The following is a 16,825-nucleotide window of genomic DNA, read 5'->3' as shown; positions in this document are numbered from 1 at the left end:
CCTGCTCACCTGCTCACCTGCTCACCTGCTCACCTGCTCACCTGCTCACCTGCTCACCTGCTCACCTGCTCACCTGCTCACCTTTAAAGCGCCTGTTCCAGACGGTGGAGAAACGGAACCTGCGCGGGCAGAAGGCGGGTTCGGGCCTCCGCCAGGGAGAACCAGCGGGCCTGATCGACTTCCGGGAAGGAGGCGGTGCGGCCGCTCCGCGGGGGCCATTCCATCTCGAAACTGTTGCTGACCAGCATTCCGGGGTCGAAATCCCCCTCGGTCGCGAAGGCGGTGACCTCCTTGCCGCCCTTCTGCCGGATCGTGCCGAGGGGCAGGAGCGGCGTGCCGACAACGTGACCGGTTTCCTCCCTCGTCTCCCGGCGGGCAGCGGCCTCGGAGGCTTCCTCCGGGCCGTATTCCCCTTTTGGAATGGACCATGCGCCCGCGTCCCGGCGGCGCCAGTATGGCCCGCCCGGATGGACAAGCAGCACCTCCATCCCGGCGGGGGGACGGCGGTAGAGAAGCAGGCCCGCGCTCTGGCGTGACATGGACCGGCCCCCCGTGCAGATCTCCCGTCCGGGAGAAGATGCCGCGCGGGGAGGTTGCGGCAAGCCTTCATCGCACGCCGGAGGCGCTGCCGGGTATGCGGTGGCGCAGGGCATCGCCTGAAGGACGATTTGTCGGCGGGGCTTGACCTTCCAGTCTCTGGAACCTTTATCTGTCACGTTGTCCCGCAAACAAAGGAGGGGCAGATGACCATGCAACAGTCTATCACGCTTGGCGTGGAGGGGATGTCCTGCGCGTCCTGCGTCGGCCGGGTGGAGAAGGCGCTGAAGGCGGTGCCCGGCGTGTCCGATGCCCGCGCGAACCTTGCCGCCGAAACGGCGACGGTGGATTATGCCGCCCCGGCCAGCACCCCTCCGGCCAGCTCTGCCCCAGCCCGCCCAGCCCGCCCAGGCAGCGCCAGCTCAGGCACGACCCGCCCCGATCCCGCCCCGCTGATCGCGGCGCTGGCCGGGGCCGGATATCCGGCGCGGGTCGCGGAAGCGGTGTTCGACATTCAGGGGATGTCCTGCGCGTCCTGCGTCGGCAGGGTGGAGAAGGCGCTGAAGGCGCTTCCCGGCGTGACCGATGCGCGCGTGAACCTTGCCGCCGAAACCGCGACCGTCGATTTTCTGGAGGGTGCCGTCAGTCGCGGGGAAATCGCGGCGGCGGCGGTCGCGGCGGGCTATCCGGCGACGGTCAAGGGCGCGGCAATGGCGGAGGGCGTGGATCGCAAGGCGGAGGAGGCGGCAGCCCTCAGGCGGCGCGTGCTGCTGGCGGCGGCGCTGACGCTGCCGGTCTTTGTTCTCGAAATGGGCAGCCACCTGATACCGCCCGTGCATATGTGGGTGATGAACACGCTGGGCATGCGGGTGAGCTGGGTTATCCAGTTCGTGCTGACCACGCTTGTTCTGGCGGGTCCGGGGCGGCGCTTCTTCACGCAGGGGTTCCGGGCGCTGGCGAAGGGCGCGCCGGACATGAACAGCCTCGTGGCGCTCGGCGCTTCGGCGGCGTGGATCTATTCGACATTCGTTCTGATCGCGCCCGGCTGGCTGCCAGCCTCTGCCCGCGCGGTCTATTTCGAGGCAGCGGCGGTGATCGTGACGCTGATCCTTGTCGGGCGCTGGATGGAGGCGCGGGCCAAGGGGCGCACGGGCGAGGCCATCCGCCGGCTGGTCGGCCTGCAGCCCCGCACGGCGCGGGTGGAGCGGGACGGCGAAACGGTCGAGCTGCCCATCGACCGCATCGCGGCGGGCGATATCGTCTCCGTCCGCCCGGGGGAGCGCATTGCGGTGGATGGCACGGTAATCTCCGGCTCCACCTTCGTCGACGAGAGCATGATCACCGGCGAACCTGTCCCGGTGGAGAAGGGGGAGGGCGCGGAAGTCGTCGCGGGCACGGTGAACCGCACGGGCACCCTGCGCTTCCGGGCGACGCGGGTCGGGGCGGAGACGATGCTGGCCCAGATCATCCGGCTGGTGGAACAGGCGCAGGGGGCAAAGCTGCCCATTCAGGGGCTGGTGGACAAGGTGACGCTGCGCTTCGTGCCGGCGGTGATCGCGGTCGCTCTGCTGACCGTGGCGGTGTGGCTGATCTGGGGGCCGGACCTTGCCCATGCGCTTGTGGCTGGGGTTTCGGTGCTCATCATCGCCTGCCCCTGCGCGATGGGGCTGGCGACGCCGACCTCCATCATGGTGGGGTCCGGCCGCGCGGCGGAAATGGGCGTGCTCTTCCGCAAGGGCGACGCGCTGCAGAAGCTGCAGGAGGTGAAGGTCGTCGCGCTCGACAAGACCGGCACCCTGACCGCGGGGCGGCCCGAGCTGACGGACCTGATCCCCGCCGACGGTTTCGACCGGGCGGAAGTGCTGCGCCTAGCCGCGGCGGCGGAGGCCAATTCGGAACATCCCGTGGCGGAAGCGATCCGGCGGGCGTTCGGAACCGGGCCGCTGCCCGAGGCGGAGGAATTCCAGTCCCTCACCGGCTACGGCCTTTCCGCCCGCGTGGAGGGGCACCGGGTGCTGATCGGCGCCGACCGACTGATGGTGCGGGAGGGCGTGGCGCTTGGCGATCTGGCGGAGCGGGGGGCGGCACTTGGCGTGCGCGGGCGCACACCGCTCTACATGGCCGTGGACGGCAGGGCGGCGGCGGTGATCGCCGTGTCGGACCCGCTGAAACCCGACACGCCCGCCGCCATCGCAGCCCTGCACGACATGGGCCTGAAAGTCGCCATGATCACCGGGGACAACCGCGCCACCGCCGCCGCCATCGCGCGGGAGACGGGGATCGACGAGGTGGTGGCCGAGGTGCTGCCCGCAGGCAAGGTGGAGGCGATAGCCGCGCTCCGCACGAGGTTCGGCCCGGTGGCCTTTGTCGGCGACGGTATCAATGACGCCCCGGCGCTGGCGCAGGCGGATGTCGGGCTGGCGATCGGCACCGGCACCGATGTCGCGATCGAGAGCGCGGACGTGGTGCTGATGTCGGGCAGCCTGCGGGGCGTGGTCAATGCGCTCGACATTTCCCGCCGGACGATGCGCAACATCCGGCAGAACCTGTTCTGGGCCTTCGGCTATAACGCGCTGCTGATCCCGGTGGCGGCGGGCGTGCTCTATCCGGTGAACGGCATGATGCTGTCGCCGATGCTGGCGGCGGGGGCGATGGCGCTGTCCTCGGTCTTCGTGCTTACGAACGCGCTCCGGCTGCGCTTCGTGCGGCCGGTCATGGCGGAGGGGACGGCGGCGCGCGCCGTTCCTGCGGAATGAGGAGCGGGCGATGAACATAGGGGAAGTGGCGGAGGCGCTGGACATGCCCGCCAAGACCATCCGGTATTACGAGGATATCGGCCTCGTCACTCCGGCGCGGCGGGACAATGGCTACCGCAGCTATTCCGGGCAGGACGTGCACCGGCTGGGCTTTCTCGGGCGGGCGCGGTCGCTCGGCTTTTCCATCGCGGAATGCCGGGCGCTGCTGGCGCTCTATTCCGACAGAGGGCGCGCCTCCGCCGATGTGCGGCGCATCGCGGAGGAGCATCTGTGCGAGATCGAGCGCAAGATCGACGAACTCGCCGCCATGCGTGATACGCTGCGGACGCTGGTGGACTGCTGCCACGGGGATGCGCGCCCGGAATGCCCGATCCTCGCCGATCTCGCCGGGAAGGACGAGGGGTGAGATTGGCTCTTCCGGTGCGGCGGGCGCGGCGCTAGCCTCTCGGCCAAGAAGGAGACCTGAAATGCCGCACGACCATTCCGACGACCATTTCCACGGACACGCGCATGACCATGGGCACGACCATGGGCCTGATCATTCAGGCGATACACCGCGCTGGAAACATGACGGGGTCCGGGTGATCCGCGGCGACCAGCTCGACCCAAACACCGCGCAGACGCCCGGCATGTTCCGGCAGGCCGCGATCAACCATGCCCGTGTCGGCGCGCAGAAGATCTGGGCGGGAACCGTGGCGATCGAGCCGGACGCCAAGACCGGCGTGCACCATCACGGCCCGTTGGAAAGCGTGATCTATGTGGTGAGCGGGCGGGCGCGGCTCCGCTGGGGAGAGCGGCTGGAATTCGTGGCGGAAGCCGGGCCGGGGGATTTCATCTACGTGCCGCCCTATGTGCCGCATCAGGAGATCAACGCCGACCCGGAACAGGTGCTGCAATGCGTGCTGGTGCGCTCCGACAACGAGGCGGTCGTGGTCAACATAACCGACGTCGATCCTGTGGAGCCGCCGGAGAGCGTCTATTGGGTCGATCCCATCCACGCGGCTCCCAAGTCGTAACGCTGCCGCCGGCTTTCTGCGGCCGGGGGGCGGAGGCGTTTCCCGGCGGGTTTTCAGAGGACGGGTTTCGGGGCTGGTTTTCGGGGGGCGGGCGAGCTGCCTGCACCGCCATTTGGCGGGCCTCGGCGCAGCGATCCAAGAGGGCTCAGCTGCTCCCCGCTGTCCTGCTGCCTTGCAGCGGGAGCGCGACGCGGCTTGGCCGCAGGGTGGCCTTAGACTGACGCTGCCGGACGGGCTTTGTGCAACAGGGCGGATTTGCCGTCCGGCGCCGTCTGCAAATATCGGCTCTTACGTCGGTCCCACATCACCATCAGGCTGGATTTATGCACTGGCTGAAAAGGTTTGGTGAACGATTAGCAGGCTGCTGGAACGTCCTGTCATGCCTATGTGCCGGAAATCGGAAAACCGGCCCGGAGACGCCCGGAAGTACATAGATTCCGGCTGGCTTTCGTCAGATGGCGAATGATTTCTGCTCCAACTCAGGCCAAAAAGCCTTTTCAGCAGCCTGTCAGGCTGGCGGCGCTTGGTCGGAACCATGTAGTCAAAGCATTCCCATCGTTTTTAGGCTGCTGGTTTGACGTCGGAAATGGCAATGGCCACCTCGCGGCTTCTTGCTGAAGATACCGAGTGACGAGCTCGGAAATCTGCTTGGAGTTGGCTCGGGGTGAGGAGATTTGCGGTGGAATTTTTAACGTTTTGCATGATTTCGGAGACCCAAGCCTTTTCAAGACCTGTGAATGACCCTTCACGCGTGGCGGCGCACTCTCTTCGGCAAGCCGGAGCGCAGCATGGGCCGCGGTGGGAGCCGATGCCCGCTCTCTCTGACCTACTCCCTGGCACCCGGCGCGGGGGCGGGGCCGCCCTTGCGGTCGGGATTGTCCTGCTCGTCGGCGATCTCCTTGAGCGGTTGATCCTTCCGCTGCTCATGGGGGACGGGGGGCTTGTCTTCGGGTTTCTGGCCCGTGGATGTCTTGTCCTGAGGCGTCTGGCCGGCCATGGGGATCCTCCTGCACTCGGTCATGTGAGGTCGAACGCGGGGGCAGGCGCTCCTGTTCCATCGGAGTGCCGGATGTGAAACGGCCCGGCGGTTCTCCCGCCGGGCCGTTTCGTTCCGTTTCCTGTGCTTCAGACGAGGTCGAAGCGGTCGGCGTTCATCACCTTGGTCCAAGCGGCGACGAAGTCCTTCACGAAGGTCTCCTTCGCATCGTTCTGGGCGTAGAGCTCCGCATAGGCGCGCAGGATGGAGTTGGACCCGAAGACGAGGTCAACACGCGTCGCCGTCCATTTCTGGGCCCCGGTCTTGCGGTCGCGGATGGCGTAGAGCCCCTCGCCGGTCGGCGCCCAGGTGTTGCGCATGTCCGTCAGGTTGACGAAGAAATCGGTCGTCAGCGTGCCTTCGCGATCGGTGAACACGCCGTGCTTCGCGCCGCCGTGGTTCGTGCCGATCACCCGCATCCCGCCGATGAGCACCGTCATCTCCGGCGCGGTCAGCCCCAGGAGCTGTGTCCGGTCGAGCAACAGTTCCTCGGCCGGAACGACGTAGTCCCGCTTCACCCAGTTGCGGAAACCGTCATGGATCGGCTCCAGCACGTCGAAGGACGCGGCATCCGTCATCTCCGCCGTCGCGTCGCCGCGGCCGGGGGCAAAGGGCACCGCGACGTCGAAGCCCGCGGCCTTGGCTGCCCGCTCCACCCCGACATTCCCGGCGAGCACGATCACATCCGCAAGGCTTGCACCCGCTTCCGCCGCGATCGGCTCAAGAACGGCGAGCACACGCGCCAGACGCTCCGGCTCGTTGCCCGCCCAGTCCTTCTGCGGGGCAAGCCGGATCCGCGCGCCGTTCGCACCGCCGCGGCGGTCCGACTGGCGGAAGGTGCGCGCGCTGTCCCAAGCGGTGGTCACCAGATCGGAAGTGGACAGGCCCGACGCCTCGATCTTCGCCTTCACCGCGGCGATATCGTAGCCGGTCGCGCCCTGCGGCACCGGATCCTGCCAGATCAGGTCTTCCTGCGGCGCATCCGGCCCGAAGTAGCGGACCTTCGGCCCCATGTCACGGTGCAGAAGCTTGAACCAGGCACGGGCGAAGGCGTCGGAGAACGCGGCGAAATCGTTCATGAAGCGCAGCGAGATCTCGCGATAGACCGGGTCCACCTTCAGCGCCATGTCCGCATCCGTCATCATCGGGTTGTGACGGATCGAGGGATCCTCCACATCCACGGGTTTGTCGGCCTCGGCAATGGTGATCGGTTCCCACTGCTGGGCGCCGGCGGGGCTGCGGGTCAGCGTCCATTCATGGTTGAACAGCATCTCGAAGAAGCCGTTGTCCCACTTGGTCGGGTTCGTCGTCCACGCGCCTTCGAGGCCGGAGACCACCGTGTCGCGGCCGATGCCGCGCGTCTTGGTGTTGAACCAGCCAAGGCCCTGATACTCCACATCCGCCGCTTCCGGGTCGGCGGAGAGCAGGGCGGCGTCGCCGTTGCCGTGGGTCTTGCCGATGGTGTGTCCGCCCGCGGTCAGCGCCACGGTCTCCTCGTCATCCATGCCCATGCGGCCGAAGGTCTCGCGCATCATGGCCGCGGTCCGCAGGGGATCGGGCTTGCCGTTCACGCCCTCGGGGTTGACGTAGATCAGGCCCATCTGCACGGCGGCGAGCGGGTTTTCCAGCGTGTCCGCGCTCTCGACATCGCCATAGCGGTTGTCGGAGGCGGCGAGCCATTCCTTTTCCGCGCCCCAGTAGGTGTCGATCTCTGGTGCCCAGATATCCTCGCGGCCGAAGGCAAAGCCGTAGGTCTTCAGACCGGCGACCTCATAGGCGATGGTGCCGGCTAGCATGATGAGGTCGGCCCAGCTGACAGCATTGCCGTATTTCTGCTTGATCGGGAACAGCAGGCGGCGGCCCTTGTCGGTGTTGACGTTGTCCGGCCAGGAGTTCAGCGGAGCAAAGCGCTGGTTGCCCCGGCTGCCGCCGCCGCGACCGTCCGTCGCGCGGTAGGATCCGGCGGAGTGCCAGGCCGTCCGGGCGAACATGCCGACATAGCTGCCCCAGTCCGCCGGCCACCAGTCCTGGCTTTCGGTCATGAGGGCGCGGACATCGGCCTTCAATGCCTCCACATCCAGCGTCTTCAGCGCCTCGCGGTAGTTGAAGTCGCGACCGAGCGGATCGGTCTTGGTGTCATGCTGGGCGAGGATCTCCAGCTTCAGCGCGTTGGGCCACCAGGAGGTGACGCTGGCCCCCTCCGACGTGATCGCCCCGTGCATCACCGGGCATTTGCCCGCGCCCTTGATGTCGTTTCCGTCCATGCTCCGTCTCCGCTTGCTGTGCGCGCTGGTCTGCGCTGGCGGGCGGCCCGTTGGGGCCTCCTGATTACCGGCGGCACTATAGGGGAGGTTGTCGATAATGGAAATTTGCATTTTCAAATTGGCGCGATAAGTAGAACTGATGATAGGCATCACGATCCGACACCTCCGCTATTTCGATGCGCTGGCCCGGCACGGGCATTTCGGGCGCGCGGCGGAGGCCTGCGCCATTTCGCAGCCCGCCCTGTCGTTGCAGATGAAGGAACTGGAGGAGATGCTGGGTGCGCCGCTCATAGAACGGGGCGGGCGGCAAATCCGGCTGACCCTGCTGGGCCGGGCTTTCGCGGAGCGCGCGCGGGACATCGTGCGCGCGGTGGATGAGCTGGACGATCTGGCCCGCGCGGCGACCAGCCCCTTTGCGGGACGGCTCAGGATCGGGGTGATTCCCACCGCGGCCCCCTATCTACTGCCCGGCGTCATCAAGCGGCTCGCGGGGTGTTTCCCCGATCTCGACCTTCGCCCGCGGGAGGCGGTGACCCAGAAGCTCATCGAGGAGCTGGCGGAGGGGCGGCTGGACACGGCCATCGTGGCGCTGCCCGTTTCGGAGCCGTCGCTGGAGGAATACGAGCTGTTCGAGGAGGAATTCGTGCTGGTCCGCCACCCGGAGGAGGCTGGCCGTCCCGCGCCGAACCCGGAGATGCTGCGCGAGATGCGGCTTCTGCTGCTGGAGGAGGGGCACTGCTTCCGAGATCAGGCGCTGGCCTTCTGCGGTCTGGCGGGCAAGGGGCCCAACGAATTGATGGAGGGTAGTTCCCTGTCCACGCTGGTGCAGATGGTGGCGGCGGGGATCGGCGTCACGCTCATTCCCCAGATGGCGGTGGAGGTGGAAAGCCGCTCCGCCGCCGTCTCCGTCACGCGCCTGAGCGCTCCGCGGCCGAAACGGCGGATCGGCATGGTGTGGCGCCGGACCAACCCGCTGGGGCCGCAGCTCCTCCGCATCGCGGAGACCGTGCGCGCGGCGGGGGAGAGCGTGGCGGCGAAGGCTGCGGCCGACGGCTAGCAGCGTTTCCGGTGGGCCGAGGCCGCCCGAAACGCCGGGGAGGACACGGGGCCGCTGCGCTCCTGCCGGTTCGGCCCGCTGTCAGCCGAAGGGCCGGTCGAGCGAGGGCGCGGGTTCGGTGAACCACTCCGCGCCCGTTTCGGTGATGTGGAAGTGATCCTCCAGCCGGATGCCGAAGCGACCTGGCACCACGATCATCGGTTCGTCCGACAGACACATGCCCGGCGCGAGCGGCGTCCGGTTTCCCCGCACCAGATAGGGCGCCTCGTGGATGGTCATGCCGATGCCGTGGCCCGCCCGGTGCGGCAGCCCGGGGAGACGGTAGTCCGGGCCGAGGCCGTGCCGCTCCAGCACGGTCCGGGCGGCATCGTCCAGCGCACCGCAGGGCACACCCGGCGCGGCGGCGGCATGGACGGCCAGCTGCGCTTCCTGCTCGATCTCCCAGTAGCGGCGCTGTTCCGCGCCCGCCGTCCCGAAGACATAGCTGCGGGTGAGGTCGGAGTGATAGCCTTCCAGCAGGCAGCCGGTATCGACCAGCACCATGTCGCCTTCGGCCAGCACGTCATCCTGCGGCAGACCGTGCGGATAGGCGGTGGAGGCGCCGAACTGCACGGCGGCGAAGGTGGTTCCGTCGCTGCCGATCGCGCGGTGGGCAGCCTCGATGAAGGCCCGCACCTCGCTCGCCCGGAGACCGGGACGCAGGATGCGCGCCGTGCGGCGGTGGACTTCGAGCGTCATCTGCATGGCGGCGCGGAGGATGGCGATTTCGGGGGGGGACTTGTGCATCCGGCACCCGTCGATCACGGGCGCTGCGGAGAGCATATCGGCGGAAGGCGCGGCGCGGGCGATGGCGTCCGCCATGCCGAAGGGCAGGGCGGGGTCGATGGCCACGCGCTCCACCCCGCCCTCGGACAGCAGGGCGGCGATCAGCGCCGCGGGGCTTTCCTCCTCCTGCCACAACCGGGTCGCGGCGGGGATGGCGATTTCGGCGGCGAGGGAGCCTTCCTCGAAGGCGGGGCAGAGGATGACGGGCGGCCGGTCTCCGACGAGGACCATCGCCACGAGCCGCTCGATCATCGTCCAGCGAATCCCGGTGAAATAGGCAAGGCTCGCCCCGGCCCCGACGATGAGCGCCCCCGCGCCGCCGTCGCGCATGAGGCGGCGGGCTTTCTCGATCCGCGCGAGGCGTTCCTCGACCGGAATGACCGGCACCCCGTCACGGGCGGAGGAAAGTGTCGCGAGTTCGCGCGCGGCATCCGAGGTTCCGATCATCTGTCCCGTCCTTCCGGCATCCCTGACAGCAGCAATGGCGCTTCGCGGGGCGCGGGACAAGCCGTTCAAGACCGCCGCGGCATTCCGCTGGCCCCGGGGAAGGGCGGCGGAAACCGATGACACGCGACCAACAGGCTGCTGAAAAAGGCTTTTTGGCCTGTGTTGGAGCGGAAATCCTTCGCAATCTGACGAAATCCAGCCGGAAATCCATATACTTCCGGGCGTTTCTGGGCCGATTTTCAGGTTTCCGCACATAGGCATGACATTTCAGGACTTTCTCAGCAGGCTGCTAAATATCCGCTCAGCAGGTGAAAAGCGTCCCGAGGCGGATAGATTTCCAAGGGTAAGCGGTCCGAAAAAGCCGTGATCGTCAGCCAGATGTCGAAGGCGCGGACCGGAGGGGGGAGATATTGGCCGGACTTTGCAACCATGACCGCTACTGCGTCGGGGCGGGCGGCCTGTCGGCCGGACGTGGATCGCACGGTCCGGAGCCCGAGGGGAGCCGTGCCTGCGGGCCGCTGCCGGTCCGCCTTTCCGTCTGGAGCGGATGCATCGCTGGCGGGCGGTCAACCGCCTCCCGCGACAGGCCGCGCATCGCGATGCGCGGACAGAGCCGCAGGGGCAGCGGAGCGAGACCGCGCGGGGCGGGGGGGTAGATCACATCGCGCCGGGGATGATCCGGCAGGCCGACATCAGGCCACGCTGACAGGGGAATATCGCCATGCTCGATAGCGTCATCGACTTTCTGAACACGATCTTCTGGCAATATGTGCTGGTCTATGGATTGCTGGCGGTGGGCCTTTTCTTCTCCATCCGTCTGCGGTTCCAGCAGGTGTTCCACTTCGGCGAGATGTTCCGCGTCATCACCGCCGCGCCTGCGACCGACAGGGAGGGCATCTCCCCCTTCGCCGCGCTCTGCACCTCGCTCGCCTCCCGCGTGGGGACGGGGAATATCGCGGGGGTCGCGGTGGCGCTGAATCTCGGCGGGCCGGGAGCGATCTTCTGGATGTGGGTCGTGGCCTTTGTCGGTATGGCGACGGCCTATGCGGAATCGACGCTGGCGCAGCTTTACAAGGTGCATGAGCGCCCCGGCGTCAGGAACGGCGTCTATCGCGGGGGACCTGCCTTCTACATCGCGCGGGGGCTGGGGCTGCCGTGGCTGGGGGCGGTGTTCTCCGTCTGCCTCATCCTGTCCTTCGGGCTGGTGTTCAACGCGGTTCAGGCCAATTCGGTGGCCGACGCCATGGTGGGGGCCTTCGGCGTGCCGAAGATGGGCACCGGGATCGGACTGGCGGTGCTTACCGCCATCGTGATCTTCGGCGGTATCCGGCAGATCGCCAAGGTTGCCGAATACGTGGTGCCGGTGATGGCCGGGCTGTACCTGCTGATGGCGCTGTTCGTTCTGGCGATGAACGCGGGCGCGGTGCCGTCGATGTTGGGCCATATCGTGCGGAATGCCTTCGGCTATGGCGAGATGGCGGGCGGGGTGGCGGGCTCCATGACGGCGGCGCTCATGAACGGGGTGCGGCGGGGCCTGTTCTCCAACGAGGCGGGGATGGGATCCGCCCCCAACATCGCCGCGGCGGCGACACCGGTGCCGCACCACCCGTCCAGCCAGGGGTTCGTGCAGTCGCTCGGCGTCTTTGTGGACACGATCGTGGTCTGCACCTGCACGGCGGTGATGATCCTGTTGTCGGCCGCCTATGTGCCGGGCGGAGAGTTGACGGGCACGCAACTGACGCAGGCGGCGATGGCGGAGCAGGTGGGCTGGTTCGGCCCGCATTTCATCGCCATAGCGATCTTCTTCTTCGCTTTCACCTCCATCATCGGCAACTACGCCTATTCGGAAATGGCGATGACGTTTCTGGGGCTTGGCAACCGGGCGGGGTTCATGACCCTGCGGGTGCTCGTGCTGGCCATGGTGGTCTGGGGGGCGGTGCAGGCGGTCGCGACGGTGTTCAACCTTGCGGATGCCTCCATGGGGCTCATGGCGACGATCAACCTTGTCGCGATCGTTGCCTTGTCGGGGACGGTGGTGACGCTCACGCGGCATTACTTCTCGCAGCGGCGCAGCGGTGAGGAACCCCGGTTCCATCTTGGAGAACACCCGGAGATCGCGAAGGGCGTGGACGCCGATATCTGGCGCTGATGCTCCCTTGTCCGCACGCATCGCTGCGACATGTACTGGCGGGGGGAGGGGGACGACAGCGTGCCCGGGATGAGGCAAACCGGCGCCGTCACGTCCTCATCGCTTTCCCTGCGGTACCATGCGATGAGTCGCATCGGCCTCTCCATCCGGGGGGCGATGCCTTCCCGACATGTGAGAGAATGACCAGATCCACCCTCAACCCCGTGCTTGCCCGGATGTTCGAGCAGGCGCCCACGTTCATGGCGCTCCTGTCCGGGCCGGACCATCGCTTCGAACTGACCAATCCCAGCTATCAGAAGCTGATCGGGGAGCGCGAGGTGCTCGGCCTGACAGTGGCGGAAGGGTTGCCCGAAACGGCGGCACAGGGCTTTCTGGACATTCTGGATGAGGTGTACCGCACCGGCATGCCCTATCGCGCCGATGCCGCACGCTATGAGATGCAGGTCGTGCCCGGCGGGCCGCGAGAGACACGCTATCTCGATTTCGTCTATCAGCCGCTCCGCGACGCCGAGGAGCGGGTGACCGGCATCTTTGTCGAGGGGGCGGATGTCACCGACAGGGTGCTGGCGCAGAAACTGCGGAACGAGAGCGAAGCCTTCTACGAATGGCTGTTCGATTCCATCGACGAGGGGTTCTGCATCATCCAGTTCTTCGACGGGCCGCACGGGCCGGACAGCGACTATGTCCATATCCGCGCCAATGCCGCCTATGCCCGCCATGCCGGGATTCCAAATGTCGTGGGCCGGAAGCTGCGCGAGATGGTGGGGGATGAAGCGGATGCCTGGGTCGAACGCTACGGCGCGGTTCTGCGGACGGGCGAGCCGATCAGGTTTCAGCAGGAACTCGTCGCGACGGGGCGCTATCTGGAGCTGACGGCGCTGCGGCTGGAGCCGCGGAGCCGTGGCCAGGTGGCGGTGTTCTTTCACGACATCACCGAGCAGCGACTCGCGGAGGCGGCGCTGGCGCGGCTCAACGCCACTCTGGAGCAACGGGTGGAGGAGCGGACCTCCGAGCTCATGGCGCTGGAGGAAACACTCCGCCACAGCCAGAAGATGGAGGCGGTGGGCCAGCTCACCGGCGGCATCGCGCATGACTTCAACAACCTGCTCGCGGGGATCGGCGGCAGTCTCGAGATGCTGTCCCAGCGGCTGGCGCAGGGGCGGCTCGACGATCTGGAGCGTTATGTCTCCGGCGCGCTGACGGCGACGCGGCGCGCGACGGCGCTGACCCAGCGCCTGCTTGCCTATTCCCGCCGCCAGACCCTCGACCCCAGCCCGCTCGACGTGAACCTGTTGGCGGAAGGGATGCTCGACCTCATCGGGCGAAGCGTGGGGCCGCAGGTCACCGTGAAGATGGAGCGCGCAGGGGCGCTCTGGACGACCTTTGCCGATCCGGGACAGCTGGAAAGCGCGCTGCTCAACCTCTGCGTCAATGCGCGGGATGCCATGCCCCATGGCGGGAGCCTCGTCATCCGCACCGCCAATGCGCGGTTGGGCGCGCAGGACGCGCCCCGCCATGGGCTGAAACCCGGCGATTACGTGGCGCTCAGCGTCTCCGACACCGGGACGGGCATGACGGAGGAGATCGCCGCCCACGCTTTCGAACCCTTCTACACCACAAAGCCGATGGGGCAGGGAACGGGGCTCGGCCTTTCCATGGTCTATGGTTTCGCGGGGCAGTCCGGCGGGGGTCTGGGTCTGGAGACCGCGCCGGGCCGGGGCACCACCATCACCGTCTATCTGCCGCGCCGCGACATGGCGCCCGGGCAGGTGGTGGACACGGGGACACCGGTCGCGGCGGAGACCGCGGCGGGCTCGACCGCAGGCACGATCCTCGTCGTCGATGACGAGCCACTCATCCGCATGATGACGACGGAGCGGCTGGAGGATGAAGGGTATATCGTGCTGGAGGCTGCCAATGGTGCGAAGGCCATGCAGATCCTTGGCTCCGACCGGCCCATCGACCTGCTGGTGACGGATGTCGGCCTGCCGGGCGGCATGAACGGGCGGCAGGTGGCCGATGCGGCACGGAGGGTGCGGCCGGATCTCCGCATCCTTTTCATCACCGGCTATGCGGAGCAGGCCGTGCTGCATCACGGCGATCTGGAGCGGGGGATGCAGATCCTGACCAAGCCCTTCGACATGGAGCAGCTGAACCGGCGGGTGAGAGCGCTGCTGGCCGGCACGTAGATCGCGCCCTGTCACAGAGCTGTCATGCCGGTGTTATATGTGCCGGCGCTGACAGGAGACCGTATGACAACGATTGATCTTCGCGCCGTCACCCGCAGCTTCGGCGCCTCTCCCGCGGTGGATGATGTTTCGCTTCACGTGCCGGAGGGCGCGTTCTTTGCCCTGCTCGGGCCTTCGGGCTGCGGCAAGACCACCCTGCTACGGCTGATCGCGGGGCTTGAACGGCCCGATGCGGGGGAAATCCGGCTGGGCGGCCATGCGGTGGCGGGGACGGGGAGCTTTGTGCCGCCGGAGGCGCGCGGCCTTGGCATGGTGTTCCAGTCCTACGCGCTCTGGCCGCATATGACGGTCGCAGGCAACATCGGCTTCGGTCTCAGGCTGCAGCGGCTTGGGCGGGCGGAGGAGCGGCGGCGGATCGGAGAAGCGCTGGAGATGGTGGGGCTTCAGGGCTTTCACGCGCGACGTCCGCATGAACTGTCAGGCGGGCAGCGGCAGCGGGTGGCGCTCGCCCGGTCGCTCGCCATGCGGCCGGGGCTGATCCTGCTGGACGAGCCGCTCGCCAATCTGGACGCGCATCTGCGGGAGACGATGCTGGCGGAGTTCCGGCGCATCCATGCCGCCTCCCGCACCACATTCGTCTTCGTCACCCACGATCAGGACGAGGCGATGGCGGTGGCCACGCAGGTTGCGGTCATGGACCGGGGCCGCATCGCCCAGACCGGCAGCCCGGAGGCGCTGTGCTTCCGTCCCGCCACTCCGATGGTCGCCCGTTTCGTCGGCAAGGGCCGGACGGTGCCGGTGGCGGTGACCGGCGCGGCTGCCGGGCGCTGCGAGGTGGCGCTGGCCGGGCGCCGCCTCTCCGTTCCCGGTGCGGCGGACCGCGGACCGGGCTGGCTATGCCTGCGCAGCCGTGACGTGACGGCGGTGGACCGCGGGGGCGATATCCGCATGATCGTGCATGACACCGCCTTTCGCGGCGGCGACTGGCGCGCCACGGGCGAGATCGTCGGCGCAGAGGATGGCGGCACGATAGACGTCCTCCTTCCCCGCCCGGTTGCCCTCGGCGCGGTGGTGGAGCTGCGGATCGACGGGGGCTGGGTGCTGCCGCGCGAGGGGGTGGAGGTCTCCGCCGTGCTGGAAGGGCTTGGTGTATGACCCGGGGCATGAGGGAGAGCATGAGGCTCACGGCGCTGTCGGGGATCGGCGTGAAGGGTCCGGCCTGTTTCCTTCTGGAGACGGCGGCGGGCCGTGTGCTGCTCGATCTGGGCAGGGGACCGGATGGTGAGGCGCTGCCCGATGTGACCGGGGTCGGCCGCGTGGATGCGGTGATCTTCAGCCACGGCCATGTCGATCATACCGGCGGGGTGGGGCTTTTGCCGCATCTCGGTCGGCCGTCGCTCTACACGACCGCCCCCACCCGCGCGCTGGCCCGCGATCCGGTCGTGGCGGGCGCGCAGGACATGCCTTCGCGGATTGCCGGCCTCGGCGTGGAGACCGGCCCCTCCGGCCATGCGCCGGGCGCGGTGTGGCAGCGGTTCGGCGGCAGATCGGGGCTCGTCTATACCGGCGACATGTCGGAGGAGAGCCCGCTTTTCGCCTGTACCCTGCCGCCGCCTGCGGAGGTGCTGCTGTTCGACGCCTCCTATGGCGCGGCGGATGAACCGCTGGTGGACCAGCGGCGGGACTTGCTCGTCCTGGCGGAGACAGGTCCGGTTCTCTTCCCCGCGCCTGCGGGCGGGCGGGGGCTGGAGATGGCGCTCGCCTTTCTGGAGAGCGGCCTCCCCGTTGCCATCTGCGCCGCGCATCGCGAGGTGGGGGAGCGGCTCCTTGGCCAGTCGGCGGGCTGGCTGACGCCCGGCGGTCAGGCCCGGATCGGTCGCCTGCTGCGGGAGGCGGCTGTGCTCACGCCCGACAGCCCCGCGCGGGGCGTGATGATCGGCGCAGGCCCCAATGCGGAGCGCGGGGTCACGCAACAGCTCGCGCCCCGGTTCGTGGCGGAGAACACGGCGCGGGTGATCTACACCGGCCATGTGGCAGAGGGCACGCCTGCCGCCCGACAGGTCGCCGAGGGGCGGGCGCACTTCCGCCGCTGGAACGTTCATCCGACGCTGACGGGCCTTCGCGCGCTCATGGCGGCGGTGGCTCCTCGCATCGCCATCCCCGCCTTCTGCACCTCCGATCGGGCGCAGGCGCTGGCCGTCGCGCTCGGGCGACCGATGTTCACCGGACGGCAGGTGGAGTGGGCGGGCGCAGAGGTCGGCGCATGAGCCGTGGCGGGGTTTTCCCGGGCTGCCGGTCGCTTCGGAACAGGCTGTGCAGCTGAAGGGCGGGGAGGGCAGGAAGCTGCATCGAACCCGGCGGGTGCGCGTGTTGACAAAAGGGGCAATGCGACATGTCGCGGTGCGGGCCGGAGGCGAACCGCGCCGCTGGCGTGAAGGGCGCCCAATCCGCCGGATGACGCCAGAGCCAGCGGAACCCGGCCCGAGACGCTGCCCGCGAAGCGGTGTAACAGGGCTGTCCTTGCAACAGCCGAGGAGCTTCGGAACATC

The 16,825-nt window shown here is 68.1% G+C and carries 12 protein-coding genes; 8 read left to right on the top strand and 4 right to left on the bottom strand.

The window, feature by feature from the left end:
• Window positions 1-83: 83 nt before the first annotated feature.
• Window positions 84-539, bottom strand: coding sequence for an NUDIX domain-containing protein (locus CDV49_RS05320; protein ID WP_088213552.1), 456 nt, complete (start codon window positions 537-539; stop codon window positions 84-86).
• Window positions 540-743: 204 nt separating this feature from the next.
• Between CDV49_RS05320 and CDV49_RS05315 the strand changes: the two genes are divergently transcribed.
• From CDV49_RS05315 to CDV49_RS05305, 3 genes are all read left to right on the top strand, one after another.
• On the top strand, window positions 744-3,293 hold the full coding sequence (locus tag CDV49_RS05315) for a heavy metal translocating P-type ATPase (protein WP_088214523.1): 2,550 nt from the start codon (window positions 744-746) through the stop codon (window positions 3,291-3,293).
• 10 nt (window positions 3,294-3,303) lie between these two features.
• Window positions 3,304-3,699 carry a Cu(I)-responsive transcriptional regulator gene (gene cueR / locus CDV49_RS05310; RefSeq protein ID WP_088214522.1) on the top strand — a complete coding sequence of 132 codons (396 nt, stop codon included), beginning with the start codon at window positions 3,304-3,306 and terminating at the stop codon, window positions 3,697-3,699.
• A 61-nt stretch (window positions 3,700-3,760) separates the two neighbouring features.
• Window positions 3,761-4,309, top strand: a complete 549-nt coding sequence (locus CDV49_RS05305; RefSeq protein WP_088214521.1) for a cupin domain-containing protein — start codon at window positions 3,761-3,763, stop codon at window positions 4,307-4,309.
• Between the two features lie 826 nt (window positions 4,310-5,135).
• Here CDV49_RS05305 and CDV49_RS20415 read toward each other — a convergent pair.
• Entirely contained in the window at window positions 5,136-5,306 is a 171-nt protein-coding gene (locus tag CDV49_RS20415; protein ID WP_179209123.1) for a hypothetical protein, read from the bottom strand.
• A 128-nt stretch (window positions 5,307-5,434) separates the two neighbouring features.
• A complete protein-coding gene (gene katG / locus CDV49_RS05300; RefSeq protein WP_088214520.1) occupies window positions 5,435-7,609 on the bottom strand; it encodes a catalase/peroxidase HPI in 2,175 nt (724 codons plus the stop codon).
• A gap of 139 nt (window positions 7,610-7,748) precedes the next feature.
• Here katG and CDV49_RS05295 point away from each other — a divergent pair, with 139 nt between their 5' ends.
• Window positions 7,749-8,666, top strand: a complete 918-nt coding sequence (locus CDV49_RS05295; RefSeq protein ID WP_088214519.1) for a LysR substrate-binding domain-containing protein — start codon at window positions 7,749-7,751, stop codon at window positions 8,664-8,666.
• A gap of 81 nt (window positions 8,667-8,747) precedes the next feature.
• Here CDV49_RS05295 and CDV49_RS05290 read toward each other — a convergent pair whose 3' ends face one another.
• The gene (locus tag CDV49_RS05290) at window positions 8,748-9,938 is read right to left on the bottom strand and encodes a M24 family metallopeptidase (RefSeq protein WP_088214518.1); all 1,191 of its coding nucleotides are present in this window, start codon (window positions 9,936-9,938) and stop codon (window positions 8,748-8,750) included.
• A 721-nt stretch (window positions 9,939-10,659) separates the two neighbouring features.
• On the opposite strand from CDV49_RS05290, the gene CDV49_RS05285 reads away from it, so the two are divergent.
• The 4 genes from CDV49_RS05285 (at window position 10,660) to CDV49_RS05270 (ending at window position 16,543) form a co-directional block, all read left to right on the top strand.
• Window positions 10,660-12,087 carry an alanine/glycine:cation symporter family protein gene (locus CDV49_RS05285; RefSeq protein ID WP_088214517.1) on the top strand — a complete coding sequence of 476 codons (1,428 nt, stop codon included), beginning with the start codon at window positions 10,660-10,662 and terminating at the stop codon, window positions 12,085-12,087.
• 179 nt (window positions 12,088-12,266) lie between these two features.
• Window positions 12,267-14,276, top strand: coding sequence for a PAS domain-containing sensor histidine kinase (locus CDV49_RS05280; protein WP_218821892.1), 2,010 nt, complete (start codon window positions 12,267-12,269; stop codon window positions 14,274-14,276).
• A gap of 24 nt (window positions 14,277-14,300) precedes the next feature.
• The gene (locus tag CDV49_RS05275) at window positions 14,301-15,431 is read left to right on the top strand and encodes an ABC transporter ATP-binding protein (protein ID WP_444881518.1); all 1,131 of its coding nucleotides are present in this window, start codon (window positions 14,301-14,303) and stop codon (window positions 15,429-15,431) included.
• 20 nt (window positions 15,432-15,451) lie between these two features.
• A complete protein-coding gene (locus CDV49_RS05270) occupies window positions 15,452-16,543 on the top strand; it encodes an MBL fold metallo-hydrolase (RefSeq protein WP_179209122.1) in 1,092 nt (363 codons plus the stop codon).
• Window positions 16,544-16,825: the final 282 nt, after the last annotated feature.

Source organism: Haematobacter genomosp. 1 (assembly GCF_002196855.1).
Lineage (GTDB): Bacteria > Pseudomonadota > Alphaproteobacteria > Rhodobacterales > Rhodobacteraceae > Haematobacter.
The sequence above is the reverse complement of the archived record's forward strand: the minus strand, read 5'-3'. Positions and strand labels throughout refer to the sequence as shown.